Genomic DNA, 14,672 nt, shown 5'->3' with positions numbered 1-14,672 from the left:
GCCGCGGCTATCATTCCAACGATTCGCGATCACGGAGTCGCTCAGCGTCGAGAGGACAGCACCGTATGGATCTTCTTCAGGGCATGGCAGTGTTCAAGCGCGTCGTGGACGCGTCCAGTTTCTCGAAAGCGGCGGATTCACTGGAGATGCCGCGCGCATCCGTGTCGACGGTCGTGCAGAATCTGGAGAGTCATCTCGGCGTGCGCCTGCTCAACCGCACGACGCGCCGCGTGCAGGTGACCGACGACGGCGCGCTTTATTACGAATACTGCGCACGCATTCTCGCCGAGGTCTCCGACGCCGAGTCGGCGCTATCGAGCAAACGTCAAAGTCCGCGCGGCACGGTCCGCGTCGACACGTCCGCCACGTTCGCGGCTCACGTGCTGATTCCCGTGATGCGCGATTTCAACGCGCGCTATCCCGACATCACGGTGAAGCTGGGACTGGCTGACCGCAACGTTGATCTCGTGCAGGAAGGCGTCGATTGCGTGATCCGCATTGGCGTGCTCGACGATTCGAACCTGGTGGCGCGCTCGCTCGGCAGCGTGCGCATGACGATCTGCGCCGCGCCGGCGTATCTCGAGCAGATGGGCGAGCCCGCCACGCCGGACGATCTCGACCGGCACCACGCGGTGAATTATTTTTCCGCGCGCACAGGGCGCGTCTATCCGATGGAGTTCGAAGCGGACGGCGTACTCATCAAAAGACCGATCGAGGGCAAACTCGCGGTGAATGAAGGCCAGGTCTATGTCGCGTCCGCGGTGGAAGGCCTCGGCTTGATCCAGACGCCGCGTTTCATGGCGGCGAAGGCAATCGAATCCGGCGCGCTGCGTGAGATTTTGCGCGACTGCCATTGCGCGCCGTTACCGCTCTCGATTCTTTATCCGCACCGTCGTTTGAGCATGTCCGTGCGGGTGTTCAGCGAGTGGGTGCACGAACTGGTGCAGCAGAATCCGGACTTCTGCGAATAGCACATTCGAAGACAACCACAGCTGCTATATCAAACCGCGACGCTGCAAATCTTCCGACAATGCGCCGACGCTGACGAACATGTGCCCTTGTAGTCCCGCATCAATCGCGCCGTTCACGTTGGCGGCCGTGTCGTCGACGAAAAGCGTTTGGGCCGCGGACACGCCGAGTTGCTCCAGACAACGCAGATAGGTTTGCGCCGCCGGCTTGGCGGCGCCAAAAGCCGCCGACGGGTAAACCTGCGGCCCGAACAGCCGCGCGACAGGCGGATTCAGATAAGCGATGTGATCGGTCAACAGGCGGCAATTGTTGGTCAGCACCGCGATGCGGTGCCGCTCGGCGACCTGGGCGGCAAGCGCGAGCGCGTCCTGGTTCGGCGTAATCGACGCGTGACGAGCCGCCAGCCAGTCGTCGCGGCTGATGGGGTAATTCAGCAGCATGCCTAACTCGCGCAGATACTCGTCATCGCTGATTTCCCCGGCGTCCGCGCGCGCTTCGAGCCCCGAACCCCAGATCGCGTGACGCACGGTGTCCGCTGTGCAACCGGCGGTTGCCGCCAGATGATCGACTCGCGCGGCGCGGTCGTAATGGGACAAAACACCTTCCATGTCGAACAGAACCAGCGTGATGAATGCGGTCATGCTGTCGGCCTCGCGTCGAAAGCTTTCAGAAATGAAGCAACCGCGCGACGCGATGACGCCGAACGGTTGCCTGTTTCTATTGTGCCTCGACAAAACCATGACTGCCGGCAACGGCATCGGCCGGCGTCACGGTCTTCTTCCTGGAGGTCGGCAAAGCAGCAGCTCAATACGGTCCGCTTTTCAAAAAGGCCCTCACGCGCCGCTGCCGCCTACCGTCTTGACGCTTTTCCACTGGCCCTGCTCGACCTGAAACAACGTGTACGGCGGCTTGATCAGATCGCCGTAAGGATCGAACGTGATATTGCCGGTGACGCCCGTGACCGTGACCTTGGCGAGGCTGTCGACGATCTTCGCGCGATCGAGCGAGTCGGCGGCGTGAATCGCTTTCAGCATGGCGAGCGCCGCGTCATAGGAAAACGGCGCATACAGTTCGACATCCTGATTGAAGCGCGCCTTGTAGCGCTTGCCGAACGCCTGAGCGGCCGGCAGCTTGTCGAGCGCCGGGCCCGGTTCGAGATCTTGCGTTCCGTTGCCCGCCGTGCCGGCGATCTGGAGGAATGCATTGCTCTTCAGCGCGCCAGCGCCGAACAATTGCGTGTTCATGCCCAGCGAGCGCATCTGCTTGACCAGCATCGCGCCCTGCTCATCCAGCCCGCCGAAGAAAATCAGGTCGACGTTCTTGCTCTTGAGCGTGGTCAGAATGGCGCGAAAATCGATCGCTTTGTCGTTCGTGAATTCGCGATCGACGATATTGCCGTTCGCTTCCTTGACGCCCTTCTCGAACGCGTCGGCCAGCCCTTGCCCGAAGGCGGTGCGGTCGTCGATGATGGCAATGCGCTTCGCCTTCATCTGCTCCACCACGAAATGCCCCGCCACGACGCCGCCGATGCCGTCGTGACCCATCGTGCGAAACACGTTCTTGAAACCTTGCTTGGTCAATTGCGGATTGGTCGAGCCGGGCGTGATCATCGCCACGTTCGCCTGGTGATAGACCGTCGAGGCCGGAATGCTGCAGCCCGAGTTGTAATGGCCAATCACGCCGACCACGCCGTCGTCGACCAGTTTCTGCGCGACCTGAATCGCCACGCGCGGGTCGGCCTGATCGTCCTGCACGTCGAGCACGAACTTGACCGGCTTGCCGCCGATCATTGGGTTCTTCGCGTTCTCTTCATCGAGTGCCAACTGCGCGCCGTACTGCAAGTCCTTGCCGACCCGCGCAACGGGCCCCGTCAACGGTCCGACGAAACCGATCTTGACGATCTGGGGGTCGGCGGCCCACGAAAACGGCATATGCGTGGCGAGTGCACAGACCGTGGCACTCAATAGCCAATAGCGGCGATTCATGATGCGCTCCTTGCGAGATGTGACGTCGCGCGTGTGTGTGCAGATTGGCCGATCCGATGCGCGACGCGTCGAAACCGCTCTGCGATGCTGGTGGTAAAACCATTAAAAATCTGCGAACCAACCCTCTGCTGCAATCAAAAGCGCGTGGCCGCGTAGGGCGCGAGATCAAGCGGCGGCGCACGCTGTGCGATCAGATCGGCGACGATGCGCCCGCTCACGCCTGCCAGCGTCAAGCCCAGATGCTGATGACCGAACGCGTAGATCACGCGCTCGCTCGCGCTTGAACGCGCGAGCACCGGCACGCCGTCGGGCAACGTGGGCCGAAAGCCGAGCCAGTTGCTATCCGGTGTATCCAGTGCGGGCAACGCCCGCTTCGACGAAAACGTCAGCAGGTCGAGCAGCGAGCGGTTGCGCGTGTCGCCGAAACCGGCGAGTTCGACCGTGCCAGCCACGCGCAGGCCGTCGCTCATCGGCGTCATGTAGAAACCGCGCTCGGCCCAGCCGACCGGCCGCGACACCAGTTGTTGCGCGCCGGGAAAGCGCACGTGATAGCCGCGTTCCGTATCCAGCGGAACCGGGTCGCCGCACTGGCTGGCGAACTGCGCCGAACGCGCCCCGGTCGCCACCACCACGTGATCGAAACCCCGCGTCACGCCGCCGACCGTCAGGCTCGCGCTGTCCGCGCCGGGTTGCACCGCGTCGACGGTCGAGCGTTCGAGCTTCAGACCCTGCGCGGCGAGTTGTTCATACAGCGTCTGCAGAAAGCCTTGCGGATCGGAAAAGTGCCAGCTATTGCTGAACAGCACGCCGCGCTCGAAGATCGGCGCCAGCGCCGGTTCGAGTGCGCGAATGGCGGCGCCGTCGAGCACCTCGAAAGCGACGCCGAGCTTGTGCCGCAGATCGAGTGCGGGACGCGCGGCATCGAACGAAGCCGCGTTCGAGTACAGATAGAGACACTCGCGCGGCCGGACAAAACGCGCCAACTCCGCATTGGCGAGTAGCGGCGCGTATCCGTCCTGCGCGCAATCGAGCAGCGCGGCGAGCGCACCGGCGCTCGTCTCATAGCGCCGCGGCAGCGAGCTCATCATGAAGCGCACCAGCCACGGCGTGAGATGCGGCAGATATCCCCAGCGCAATCTGAACGGGCTTTGATTCGACAGCAGGAAGCGCGGCAAATCGCGGAACACGGACGGGTTGTTGACCGGGATGCACGCATAGTGCGCGAAGGTGCCGGCATTGCCGAACGACGCGCCCTGCCCCACGCCGGCCGGATCGAATAGCGTGATCCGATGGCCGTCGCGCATCAGCGCCGCAGCGCTCGCGAGGCCAATGAATCCCGCTCCGATGATGGCAATCTCCGGCATCACTTGCGTCCTTCGCCGAGGCCCATGCGCGCTTGTTCGGTGAACGAGCCGGCGCCGGGTTTCCGCCTGATGCCGGGTGCGGAAGACTGGGAAAATCTCATCGGACAACTCCTGCGGACAGATTGCTGAACACCGCCCGGCGACGTCTCCCGATTCGCGCCCCCAGACAAACCATGGCATCTAGAATCACACAATATTTTTTTGTGTGCAATTAAAACGCACATTGTGTGGCCCTGGCACTTTCCCTGGATCATCGCGGGAGTGCTCCTTGCCAGCGCGCCGGGGCCGGGTGAGCAAGCGCTTGAAGCGCTTGCAGTCGGGCAGGTCTGGTATAGAATCGGCAAACCTCCGCACAATTGCGGACAAAGCCGGTTTTGTATGGAGACACCTGATCTTATGGCTTCTGACAAAGACGCCGCCCGCTCCGCCCCTGGCGCGCCGGAGCAGGCGAAACGCTCCACTTATATCGAGGTGTCCAGCTCGATCGAAAACGAGATCCGCAGCGGCATCTATCCGCCCGGTAGCCGCCTGCCGCCGCAGCGGCAACTGGCCACCGAACTGGGCATCAACGTGTCCACGGTGTCGCGCGCGTACAAGGAATTGCAGCTGCGCGGACTGGTGATCGGCAGCAAACGGCGCGGCTCGCTCGTGACCGGGGGCGCGATGCCGAGCGTGGAGCCGGCGCAGGCCGCGAGCAACGCGGCAATCGATCTGACCGTCAACCGTCCGGCCACGGGCGAGTTCCTGAACTGCCTCGCGCGCACGCTGGCCGATTTGCCGCGTGATCCGCGCTATCCGCAATTGCAGGAGTACCAGCCGCCGCAAGGGCCCGCGTGGGCGCGCGCAGCCGGCGCGCGCTGGATGGCCGCGCCCGGCTTTGCCCCGTCGGCCGATCACGTGGTCGTCACGAGCGGCGCGCAGCATGGCTTGTATGCGGTGCTGAACAGCCTGATCGGCACCGACGGCGTGATCCTCGCCGATCAGCTCACCTACTACGGCCTCAAAGCGCTCGCGCCGGTGTTCCAGTTCGAGATCGTCGGTATTCCTAGCGATCGCGAAGGGCTGCTGACCGACGAAGTGGAGCGCGCCTGCCGGCGCATGCCGGTGAAAGCGATTTTCACCGTGCCGAATCTGCAGAACCCGACCGTCACGACCATGAGTCTCGAACGCCGCATGGCGCTCGTCGACATTGCGCGCCGGCACGGCGTGGCGATCATCGAGGACGATGTATATGGACCGCTCGTCTCGCAACGTCTGCCGACGATCGCGAGCCTGTGCCCCGAACTCACCTTCCACCTTGCTGCCACCTCGAAGATCCTTGCGCCCGGTCTGCGGCTCGGTTATCTGCTGAGCCCGCCGGACAGCGCCGCGCTATGCGCGGAAGCCGTCCGCACGACCGCATGGATGCCCGCGCCAATGTCGATGCTGATCGCCTCGATCTGGATCGAGGACGGCACCGCGCGCCACATCATGGACGCGCAGCTCGCCGAGATTCGCGCGCGCCAGGACCTCGCGCGCGAGCTGTTGCCGCAGGAGTTGCTGCAGACCGATCCGGCGTGCATGTTCGTGTGGCTGAAGCTGCCGCCGCCCTGGCGCGCCGACGACTTCGCGGCCAATGCGAAGGCGCGCGGCGTGGTAGTGATGCCGTCGTCGGCATTCGCCGTCGACCGGTCGGAGATCGAGCATGGCGTGCGAATCAACCTCGCCTGCGCGACCAGCCGCGATCAGCTCGTGAGCGCGCTGCGGCTCCTGACCGGCACACTCAAGGATCGTCCGCGCGCACTGTTCGGCACAATATGACGCGCCGCCCGACTGGCCGCTCCACATCGATCAAAAAAACTTCTTCGCCAAAGGAATAAAGCCGCGACGCCGTGCGTTCAATAGGCGCAATGACCATCGGTCATGACAGAGAGGTGCGGCCATGAAATCTGTGCTTAAGGCATTGGGCGTCGTCGTGGGCGGCGCGGCATTGGTGAGTCTTGTCGCGTCGTGCGGCGGTTCCGATTCGGTCAACAACCAATCGTTCACGTCGACGGCACTCGTATCGGACGGCGCCGTCGCTGCGGCGCACACGGACCCGAATCTGAAAAACGCATGGGGCGTTGCGTTCAATCCAAAAGGTTTCGTCTGGGTGGCCGACAACGCCACCTCGCTGGCAACGCTTTATGACGGCAACGGTACGCCGCAATCGCTCGTCGTCAGCATTCCGAACGGAATCAACGGGACGGCGAATCCGACCGGCATCGTGTTCAACGGCACCACGGATTTCGTCGTGACTCGAGGCGGCAAATCCGGCGTGGGCGCCTTTATCTTTGCCGGCGAAGGCGGCACGATCACCGCGTGGGCGCCGGCGGTCGGGCCCACCAACGCGTTCGTCGTATTCGACAGCGGCAGCGCCGCCGCGGTCTACAAGGGCCTCGCGCTGGCCAGCAACGGCGGCGCCAACTTCCTCTACGCCGCCGACTTTCACAACAACAGAATCGACGTCTTCGACAAGAGCTTCGCGAAGGTATCGACGCCCGGCAAGTTCCAGGACGCCTCGCTCCCGGCGGGCTTCGCGCCGTTCGGCATTCAGGCGATCGGCGCAAAGCTCTTCGTGACCTACGCTAAACAGGACGCGGCGGCGCACGACAACATTGACGGCGCCGGCCTCGGCTTCGTGGATGTCTACGACACGGCGGGCAACCTGTTGCAGCGTTTCGCTTCGGGGGGCGTGCTGAATGCGCCGTGGGGCATCACGCAGGCGCCGGCCAATTTTGGACGCTTCAGTGGCGACGTGCTGATCGGCAATTTCGGTGACGGCACGATCAACGCCTTCGATCCGGCGAGCGGCCAGTCCCTCGGCGCCATCAACTTGCCCGACAATACGTCTTTCGTGCAGCACGGCCTGTGGGGAATCGCGTTCGGCAATGGGCTCAGCAATCAACCGGTCAACACGCTGTTTTTCGCAGCCGGGCCGAATGACGAAGCGAACGGCGTATACGGACGCATCGACGTGAAAATGTGACAGGGGAATGGGCGCTGCGGGCGCTGCGGGCGCGCGCCGTCATGCGAAAGCGACTGGCGCGGCGGCCTCTTCACGCCGCGCAGCGCATCCGCGCCGCGAGCCGCGCCATGTTCAGCATCCTCACAATCCGCTTGATCGCGTGACGTACGCGGCCACGCAAATGTGCCGCGCGCATGGTGCGCCAGAAACGCTCCGGCGCGAAGTCGTCGAAACGGGCTTCTTTTTCGAGCAGTGCCTTGCTGCCAGGCAAATGGACGAACGAACAGCAGCGGAACCAGCGCAAATCCCGATAATTGTTGCCGGCCCAGTGGCGTCCCACGGCCTGATACGCTCCGACTTCGATCAGCACTTGTCCTTCGTCGCTGAGCGCATTGAGCGCGGCCGAGATGAACGCTTCGTCGCCGTGATGTTTCAGACGCTCGCTTTCACTGAGGTAGCGTGCGTAACTGGCTCGCGCGCGCGGCACCAGCCGGCGCAGCGCGGCGGGTGTCGCGATCAGAAATTCGCCGCCGTACCAGCGCGGATTCATCAAGCGCCGGCCCGCGACGATTTCCAGATCCGCGACCACGCGCTCGCTGCCGTAAGCCGGAAACACCTGGTCCGAAATATCGAAGACACCGAGGCCCGCTTGCGCGCATCGTTCGATCAGATCGGGGTCGAGCGGCAGCAGCGCCACCATGTCGGCGTCGAGCAACAACATCATCGTGTCGGCGGGCAAGCTCTCCGCCACCTGATCCATCAGGTCGAGTTTGAAATGCGCGGCGTAGAACGGCGTGTTCTTCGGCAACTCGATCGTCGCGGTAAGCGGCGTCACGGCCGGGCGATTCTGCGCCGGCATACCCGCGAGCCGGCGCGCGACCAGCTCCGGCGCGTTGGTCATGATCGTCAAGGTCGGCAGGCCCACGCGCCGCAAGCTGTTGTTCAGGCAGATCGCCTGACTCACATACGAGAGCGGATCGCGATTCGTCGAGTTGGGACCCGGCTTCGCATCGACATCGACATAAACGAGAGTGCAAGGAAAAAGATTCACGTTGCTCCTCAGCACGCGTTAGCGACGGATCGCCTTTTGAGCGATACCGTGACAGTCGGAGGTTGATCCACATGTTCTTGCCTGGGGGCGCGGAAGCACCCGCAAGGTGCGCGACGTATGAAAATCGCGAATCGTGCCGTCGCGGCGTCATATTCGAGCCGGGCACGCTGATCTGCGGCGATGGAGTCGGATGAACCGGGGCGCAGGCATCAGGGTTGGTCTATCGTTTCACGTCCTTGCATTGCCTTTCCGCCAAAACGCAGAGAGATTGACGTTGCGCTGCCGCAGCCTCAATGCGAACCGTCGGCATCGCGCAATAATTGCGGATTCGTGATGAGCGTCGCGCATAACTTACTCGTTGCGCGCTACCCGATGCGCTTGCGATTTGCAACCACGTCATTTGCATGCCCAAGCGTTCGCAACTTTGCGACAGACGAAAGCGCTATTCAGCCGGGTCCGGTTTGTCTCCGTATCGCATTACATGTGAAATGTCAGCCGACGGTAAAGCGCATCGGTTCTAACGCGGTCTGGCGGCAGCAGCGCGGCCGCGTTTTTGCTAGCGCCGCTGCTGCCGCAGCGGCCGGAAGAACTGGCGAATTTCCGCGGCGAGCAGATCGGGCTTTTCCATTGCGGCGAAATGCCCGCCAGCCGGCATGTCGGCCCATTGCACGACGTCGAATGTTCTTTCGAGCCAACTGCGCGGCGGATGATTGATCTCCTCCGGAAAGTGCGCGAAACCGACCGGCGGCGCGACGCGTTGCCCTTCGGCGAAACGCATCGGCTGCAAGCGGTTTTCCCAATACATCTGGATCGCCGGGCCGATACACTGCGTGTACCAGTAGAGCGAGATGTTGGTCAGCAGATCGTCTTTCGAAAACACACGCTCCACGTCGCCTTCGCAATCGCTCCATGCGCGAAACTTCTCGCCGATCCATGCAGCGAGTCCCACCGGTGAATCGTTGAGTGACGCAGCGAGCGTTTGCGGCCTGGTGCTGTGCATGTGCGCATAGCCGCCCTCCTGCGCGGCCCACTCGTTTTTCTCCCGCAAGAAATTTTCTTCGGCCGGCGTGAGCGGTTTTTGCGCCACGCCGATGGCCGGCTCGTACGAACTCGGCAGGAAGTTGAGATGAATACCGTCGACGGCTTGCGGATGCCGCGCGGCGAGCGCGATCGACACGCCCGCGCCGAGATCGCCGCCTTGCGCGCCGAAGCGCTCATAGCCGAGGCCTCGCATCAGCGAGGCCCACAAATCGGCCACTTGCCACGCGGACGTGCCGGGTTGCGCGGGCGCCTGCGAAAACGCGAAGCCGGGCAGCGAAGGCACCACGACATCGAAGGCATCGGCGGGATCGCCGCCGGACGCGGCCGGGTCGCATAAGCGGTCGAGCAACGCATGAAACTCGAAAAACGAGCCGGGCCAGCCATGGGTGATCACGAGCGGATACGGCGCCGGCCCCGCACCGCGCCGATGGACGAAATGCACGCCCTGCCCTTGTACATCCGCGAGAAATTGCGGCTGCCGATTCAAGCCGCGCTCGGCCGCGCGCCAGTCGAAACGCTCGGCCCAATACTCAGCCAGTTCGCGCAGCCATGTGGCATCGGCGCCCTGTTGCCAGGCCGGTGACGGCGTTGCGGGCGCCCAGCGGGTCGCGCGAATACGCCGGTGAAGATCGTCGATCTCGTGATCGTCGATTGCAATCTGAAATGCTTGTATCTGCATGGCAACTGGCCCGGGACGGTGTGTTGGTTGACGTGCACATCTACCTCAAACAGCAAAGACCGCGCCTCGCTCAGGCAACGAGCCAGCACGAGCTAATCCGCATGGTACACAATGGCGCATTTTCCGTTTCGCGTTCCGGAGACTGCCATGCTTCAAGCGCTCGCCGCCTTGCTCACTTTTCAGTGTCTCGGCGAAGGTGTGTCGTACGTGTTCCATTTGCCTGTGCCGGGTCCGGTGATCGGCATGCTGCTGTTGTTCGGTTTCCTCATGCTGCGCCCACAAACCGCCGATGCAATCGAGCCGACCGCGCTCGAATTGCTCCGCCATCTGTCCTTGCTATTCGTTCCAGCGGGCGTCGGCATCATGGTGTCGGCGAGCCGGATTCGCGGCGACGCCGTCGCGGTGATCGTCTCCATTGCGGTCAGCACGACGCTCGCGATTGCGGTGGCAGCGCTCGTCACACGCGCGTTGATGCGCCGCCAGCGCCGTGAGCCCTCCGCGACGGAGTCCGCATCATGACCGCCATTCCGAAGCTCGGCGCCATCTGGGTGTATCTCGCCGCGAGTCCGCTGCTCGGGCTGACGATTACGCTGATCGCCTACCTCATCGCCCAGACGATCTACGCGAAGGCGCGCTTCAATCCGCTAGCCAATCCCGTGCTGATAGCGGTGGCGCTGCTGGTCGTGCTGCTCGAGATCACCGGCACGCCGTATGCCACGTACTTTGAAGGCGCGCAATTCGTTCACTTTCTGCTGGGCCCCGCAACCGTGGCGCTCGCGCTGCCGCTTTACCGGCAGTGGCCGAAGCTGCGCCGCTCCGCGTTGCCGCTGATCGGCGGGCTCGTCGCGGGATCGTTGACGGCCATCATTTCGGCGGTCGGCGTGGCGGCGCTGTTCGGCGCGTCGCATCAAACGCTCGCGTCGCTCGCACCCAAATCCGCAACCACGCCCATTGCGATGGCGGTCGCATCGGAGATCGGCGGCATTCCGTCCTTGACCGCCGTGCTCGTCATTTCGACCGGCGTATTCGGCGCCGTGTTTGCGCGTGCGATTCTCAACGCGCTGCGCATCGCCGAACCCGAGGTGCGCGGTTTCGCACTGGGCATTGCGTCACATGGCATCGGCACGGCGCGCGCTTTTCAGGTGAGCGAGGAAATGGGCGCGTTCGCCGGCCTCGGCATGGGTCTGAACGGACTGTTCACCGCGTTCGTCGTACCGGTGTTGATGCCGCTCGCGGCGCGCTGGTTGACGGGCTAAACGACGTCATCGCAGCAACAGAAAGGCCCGCAAATTGCGGGCCTTTCTGTTACGTGCTGCTCGAACCGTCCGTTTAGAATTGCTCGAATCGCAATTAATTTTTTCTCATTTAAAAAGGCTTTAAAAAAGCGCGCCAAACAAATTGTCTCCGTTCGAAAATGCGCTGCGCGGATCGCATCGAGGCACGAGTTGACCGATGGCTGGATAATGGCGCATCCCTTCCCCTACCCACCCAGAGGAGTTAGCCGCGATGTCTGCCTATGAATCCAAAGTGCCGCGAGTACTGTTGACGAACGACGACGGTATCGACGCGCCCGGCCTCGCCGTACTCGAAGCCGTAGCCGCGGAGCTCGCGCACGAAGTCTGGGTGGTCGCGCCCGAGCACGATCAGAGCGGCACGTCGCATTCGATCAGCCTGCATTCGCCATTGCGCGTGAGCCGCCAGGGCGAGCGGCGTTTCGGCGTGGCCGGCACGCCCGGCGATTGTGTCGTGATGGGCGTGCGCCATCTCATGCGCGACACGCCGCCCACGCTGATTCTTTCCGGCATCAATCGCGGTGGCAATCTCGGTGTGGAAACGATGTTTTCGGGCACCGTCGGCGCTGCCATGACGGGCCTGCTGCTCGGCTTGCCGTCGTTCGCGCTGAGCCAGACCTTCAGCAATCGCGACAACGTGCGCTGGGACACCGCGCGCGCGCTCGCGCCCGGCGTGATCCGTCAGTTGCTTGCAATCGAGCAGGCGGCGCCCACCTGCCTGAACATCAACTTTCCCGATGTCGACGCGGCGCTTGCCGGTCCGCTCACGCCGACTCGCCAGGGCGTTGGACTCGTCGAAGATATCGACGTGTTGCCGCAAGTCGATCCGCGCGGCATGGCGTATCACTGGTTGCGCTTTCAACGCGGTGCGCGCGCGAACGATCCCGATAGCGAAACGGCCGTAGTGGCGTCGGGGCGCGTGTCGGTCACGCCGCTCGCTTTCGATCGCACCGACGAGCCCACCTTCGCGCGGCTCGCGGCTTCGCTGAGTTGAAACTGTGGTGTGACCTTCTGCCAGGCGTCAGTCGGTTTGCGCGGCGTTAGGGACGCGGCGCGCCAGTGAGACTCGGCGCCCCGCCCGGCCCCGCGGGGTCGGGATTGCCGAACGCGGGAAGGCTGCCGTTTTCCCGGGCACGGGCGATTTCGGCGCGCACCTGCGAGCGCGTTTTCGGCCCGTCGTCCGTTCTCGCCACCGTGCCGCTGGAGGGCGTGGACTGCACCAACGGCGGTGACGGCAACGTGGCTTGCGTGGTCAGGTCGGCTTGCGGCTCAGTCGGCACGGGTGAAATCATCGGCGGTTTCTGCGGCATTTGCTGAACCAGCGGCGGCGTCACGACGCCCGGTGCGCTGCTCGCGCTCTGCATCGCTTTCAGCCCGGCCTGAATAGATGAGGGTTGCCTCGCCGTAGCCGTTCCACCGCTGACCGGCGTTCTCGCGTTCGGCGCGCTATTGCTGTCGACGCGCGCTACCAGGTTGTCCAGCGCCGCCTGACTTTTCGCATAGCTCGACGCGCGGTTCGTCTCGCGGTTCGTCTGCTCGCGGGCCGGAGCGCGGCTTTCACGCGACCGGCCATGTTTCGGCGACGAAGACATCCGCACCGGCTTCGCAGCCGGTTGCGGCATCTTCTCGACGCGCGCCGTGTTCGCTGCACGCTGCTCGTTATCCGCGCGCGCCTGCACTTCCTTTTGCAACGCGCGCACCTGATCGCCGTCCTGATAGGCGGAACGGACCGCGTCCAGTTGCGTCTGCGCGGCGGCAAGATCGTTGCGTTGCAGACTATTGCGCGGCGCCTGCAGACTGCTGGCCGAAGCACCGCTCGAATCGTTGCGAGCGGTGACCGGACCGGATATGACCGCCCCGCTGATGGTGTTGCCGCGCATGCGGTAAGCCGGCGTATCGCCTCGCGCGGAACCGAATTCGTCCGTCGACTGCCAGGGCTTGGCAGCCTGCGACACATACGCAGCGATTGCAATAGCGCCGACGACAAGACCTGCGAGAACGATCTTCCTGGGTTCGCTATACATGAAGTCTCCCCCTTCCAATCGTGTTACGTGCGCGTCCGCGGCTTTACAAACGTGCCCGGATTCATCTGAAGGTTAGCGGCGAATGTGTCAATTCGACGCCACTGCGATGACCGCAAGTTCGGGCCGATCAAGTCACGTACGTGAGGCGCACGCGAACTGGATGCGCTCATTTTCTATTTATATTCTTCAGGCGTCGAATCGTCTGATTGTGCATACCGTGTTGGCCGAAAAAGCCAGTTTCGACTTGTATTTCTTCCCGACGATGATTGGAACTACCAGGCAATCCGGCAAGACCGGATCGTGCTCGCCAATTCACACACTATCTATACGAGCGGCCCTTCTTCCTGCTTGCCACGCATCGCAACTGCGATCGAACTGCCGACAATCAATGCAATGCCGAGCAGCGACATGGCGCCGATGGTCTCGCCCCATGCCACATAACCGAACAGCGCCGCCCACACAATGCTCGTGTAGTTATACGGTGCGAGCGCGCCGGCGTCGGCCTGGCGAAATGCCATGGTCATCAGCAATTGCCCGGCCGTGGCGAAGCCGCCGAGCAGGGCCATTACCGCGAGCGCCTGGAGCGTGGGCGCGCGCCACGCGAAAAACAGCGAAGCGCTAGTGACGATCGTGCCGATCACCGTGAAATACAGCACCGTCGTGCCCGAATCGTCCGAGGCGCGAATGCGCTTGATCTGAATGATCGATAGCGCGCCGAAGAAGGCGCTCGACATCAGCAGGACAGGACCGAGCCAACTCGAATGCGAGCCGTCCGGACGCACCACGAACAGCACGCCAACAAAGCCGACCGCGGCGGCCAGCGCATCGCGCGGCTTCAACGCCTCCTTCAGCAACAACGGCGCGAGCACGATCACCAGCAAGGTCTCCGATTAGACGATCGCCACCGCTTCGCTAAGCGGCATGTACGGCAAACCGGCGAAGAAAAGCCCCGACGCGCCGAGCAACGTCAGCGCGCGAAGGGTCTGCCCGCGCACGTCCATGTGTTTGATCCGCTCGACGATCGGCTTGCCGCGCAGGCATACCGCGACAGCCGGCACCAGGCCGAACAGCATGCGAAAGAACGTCACTTCGTTGGCCGGATAAGCGAGCGCCACGGATTTGGCGAGCGCATCGACCAGCGCGAAACAGAACATCGACACGAGGATCAGCGCAACGCTGCGCAAGGGCACGACGCTCGTGCGGACGGCGGTGATGGGCGGCATGGACTTTCCTGGGAGCGCGCGAAACGACGCGTCGCCCCGGTCTCGCGGACCGGCTGCG

General features: G+C 63.5%; 12 protein-coding genes and 1 pseudogene. 6 read left to right on the top strand and 7 right to left on the bottom strand.

What is annotated here, in order from left to right:
• The first annotated feature begins 65 nt into the window (after positions 1-65).
• Positions 66-971: a LysR family transcriptional regulator gene (locus B0G75_RS18945; RefSeq protein ID WP_106308652.1), complete on the top strand. Its 906-nt coding sequence runs from the start codon at positions 66-68 to the stop codon at positions 969-971.
• Positions 972-995: 24 nt separating this feature from the next.
• Here B0G75_RS18945 and B0G75_RS18940 read toward each other — a convergent pair whose 3' ends face one another.
• The 3 genes from B0G75_RS18940 to B0G75_RS18930 form a co-directional block, all read right to left on the bottom strand.
• Positions 996-1,610, bottom strand: a complete 615-nt coding sequence (locus B0G75_RS18940) for an HAD-IA family hydrolase (protein WP_106309143.1) — start codon at positions 1,608-1,610, stop codon at positions 996-998.
• 192 nt (positions 1,611-1,802) lie between these two features.
• A complete protein-coding gene (locus B0G75_RS18935; RefSeq protein ID WP_106308649.1) occupies positions 1,803-2,954 on the bottom strand; it encodes a branched-chain amino acid ABC transporter substrate-binding protein in 1,152 nt (383 codons plus the stop codon).
• A 134-nt stretch (positions 2,955-3,088) separates the two neighbouring features.
• On the bottom strand, positions 3,089-4,318 hold the full coding sequence (locus B0G75_RS18930; RefSeq protein ID WP_106308646.1) for an FAD-binding oxidoreductase: 1,230 nt from the start codon (positions 4,316-4,318) through the stop codon (positions 3,089-3,091).
• A gap of 396 nt (positions 4,319-4,714) precedes the next feature.
• On the opposite strand from B0G75_RS18930, the gene B0G75_RS18925 reads away from it, so the two are divergent.
• Both B0G75_RS18925 and B0G75_RS18920 read left to right on the top strand, forming a co-directional pair.
• Positions 4,715-6,118: a PLP-dependent aminotransferase family protein gene (locus tag B0G75_RS18925; RefSeq protein WP_106308643.1), complete on the top strand. Its 1,404-nt coding sequence runs from the start codon at positions 4,715-4,717 to the stop codon at positions 6,116-6,118.
• A 121-nt stretch (positions 6,119-6,239) separates the two neighbouring features.
• Positions 6,240-7,325 (top strand): TIGR03118 family protein, encoded by a 1,086-nt coding sequence (locus B0G75_RS18920; RefSeq protein ID WP_106308640.1) that lies wholly within the window; start codon positions 6,240-6,242, stop codon positions 7,323-7,325.
• 70 nt (positions 7,326-7,395) lie between these two features.
• On the opposite strand, the gene B0G75_RS18915 is transcribed toward B0G75_RS18920, so the two are convergent.
• Complete coding sequence (locus B0G75_RS18915) at positions 7,396-8,355, bottom strand: hypothetical protein (RefSeq protein ID WP_106309140.1); 960 nt, start codon at positions 8,353-8,355, stop codon at positions 7,396-7,398.
• Positions 8,356-8,911: 556 nt separating this feature from the next.
• On the bottom strand, positions 8,912-10,075 hold the full coding sequence (locus B0G75_RS18910) for an epoxide hydrolase family protein (protein WP_106308637.1): 1,164 nt from the start codon (positions 10,073-10,075) through the stop codon (positions 8,912-8,914).
• A 147-nt stretch (positions 10,076-10,222) separates the two neighbouring features.
• Between B0G75_RS18910 and B0G75_RS18905 the strand changes: the two genes are divergently transcribed.
• The 3 genes from B0G75_RS18905 to surE all read left to right on the top strand — a co-directional run bounded on the left by B0G75_RS18905 (position 10,223) and on the right by surE (position 12,361).
• On the top strand, positions 10,223-10,594 hold the full coding sequence (locus tag B0G75_RS18905) for a CidA/LrgA family protein (RefSeq protein ID WP_106309137.1): 372 nt from the start codon (positions 10,223-10,225) through the stop codon (positions 10,592-10,594).
• Positions 10,591-11,331, top strand: coding sequence for an LrgB family protein (locus B0G75_RS18900; protein ID WP_106308634.1), 741 nt, complete (start codon positions 10,591-10,593; stop codon positions 11,329-11,331). The genes B0G75_RS18905 and B0G75_RS18900 overlap by 4 nt, the downstream gene beginning before the upstream one ends.
• A 250-nt stretch (positions 11,332-11,581) precedes the next feature.
• A complete protein-coding gene (gene surE, locus B0G75_RS18895) occupies positions 11,582-12,361 on the top strand; it encodes a 5'/3'-nucleotidase SurE (protein WP_106308631.1) in 780 nt (259 codons plus the stop codon).
• Positions 12,362-12,407: 46 nt separating this feature from the next.
• Here surE and B0G75_RS18890 read toward each other — a convergent pair whose 3' ends face one another.
• Entirely contained in the window at positions 12,408-13,391 is a 984-nt protein-coding gene (locus B0G75_RS18890; RefSeq protein ID WP_106308628.1) for a DUF4148 domain-containing protein, read from the bottom strand.
• 323 nt (positions 13,392-13,714) lie between these two features.
• Positions 13,715-14,614: pseudogene (locus B0G75_RS18885) on the bottom strand (DMT family transporter).
• Positions 14,615-14,672 lie beyond the last annotated feature (58 nt).

Origin of the sequence: Paraburkholderia sp. BL18I3N2, from assembly GCF_003001875.1 — a bacterium.
Lineage (GTDB): Bacteria > Pseudomonadota > Gammaproteobacteria > Burkholderiales > Burkholderiaceae > Paraburkholderia > Paraburkholderia phytofirmans.
This window is presented reverse-complemented; position numbering and strand designations above follow the sequence as displayed.

What these genes read in the sequence shown, in the direction of transcription:
- B0G75_RS18945 (WP_106308652.1), top strand. Translation starts at nt 66, where the DNA reads ATGGATCTTCTTCAGGGCATGGCAGTGTTCAAGCGCGTCGTGGACGCG.
- B0G75_RS18940 (WP_106309143.1), bottom strand. Translation starts at nt 1,610, where the DNA reads ATGACCGCATTCATCACGCTGGTTCTGTTCGACATGGAAGGTGTTTTG.
- B0G75_RS18935 (WP_106308649.1), bottom strand. Translation starts at nt 2,954, where the DNA reads ATGAATCGCCGCTATTGGCTATTGAGTGCCACGGTCTGTGCACTCGCC.
- B0G75_RS18930 (WP_106308646.1), bottom strand. Translation starts at nt 4,318, where the DNA reads ATGCCGGAGATTGCCATCATCGGAGCGGGATTCATTGGCCTCGCGAGC.
- B0G75_RS18925 (WP_106308643.1), top strand. Translation starts at nt 4,715, where the DNA reads ATGGCTTCTGACAAAGACGCCGCCCGCTCCGCCCCTGGCGCGCCGGAG.
- B0G75_RS18920 (WP_106308640.1), top strand. Translation starts at nt 6,240, where the DNA reads ATGAAATCTGTGCTTAAGGCATTGGGCGTCGTCGTGGGCGGCGCGGCA.
- B0G75_RS18910 (WP_106308637.1), bottom strand. Translation starts at nt 10,075, where the DNA reads ATGCAGATACAAGCATTTCAGATTGCAATCGACGATCACGAGATCGAC.
- B0G75_RS18905 (WP_106309137.1), top strand. Translation starts at nt 10,223, where the DNA reads ATGCTTCAAGCGCTCGCCGCCTTGCTCACTTTTCAGTGTCTCGGCGAA.
- B0G75_RS18900 (WP_106308634.1), top strand. Translation starts at nt 10,591, where the DNA reads ATGACCGCCATTCCGAAGCTCGGCGCCATCTGGGTGTATCTCGCCGCG.
- surE (WP_106308631.1), top strand. Translation starts at nt 11,582, where the DNA reads ATGTCTGCCTATGAATCCAAAGTGCCGCGAGTACTGTTGACGAACGAC.
- B0G75_RS18890 (WP_106308628.1), bottom strand. Translation starts at nt 13,391, where the DNA reads ATGTATAGCGAACCCAGGAAGATCGTTCTCGCAGGTCTTGTCGTCGGC.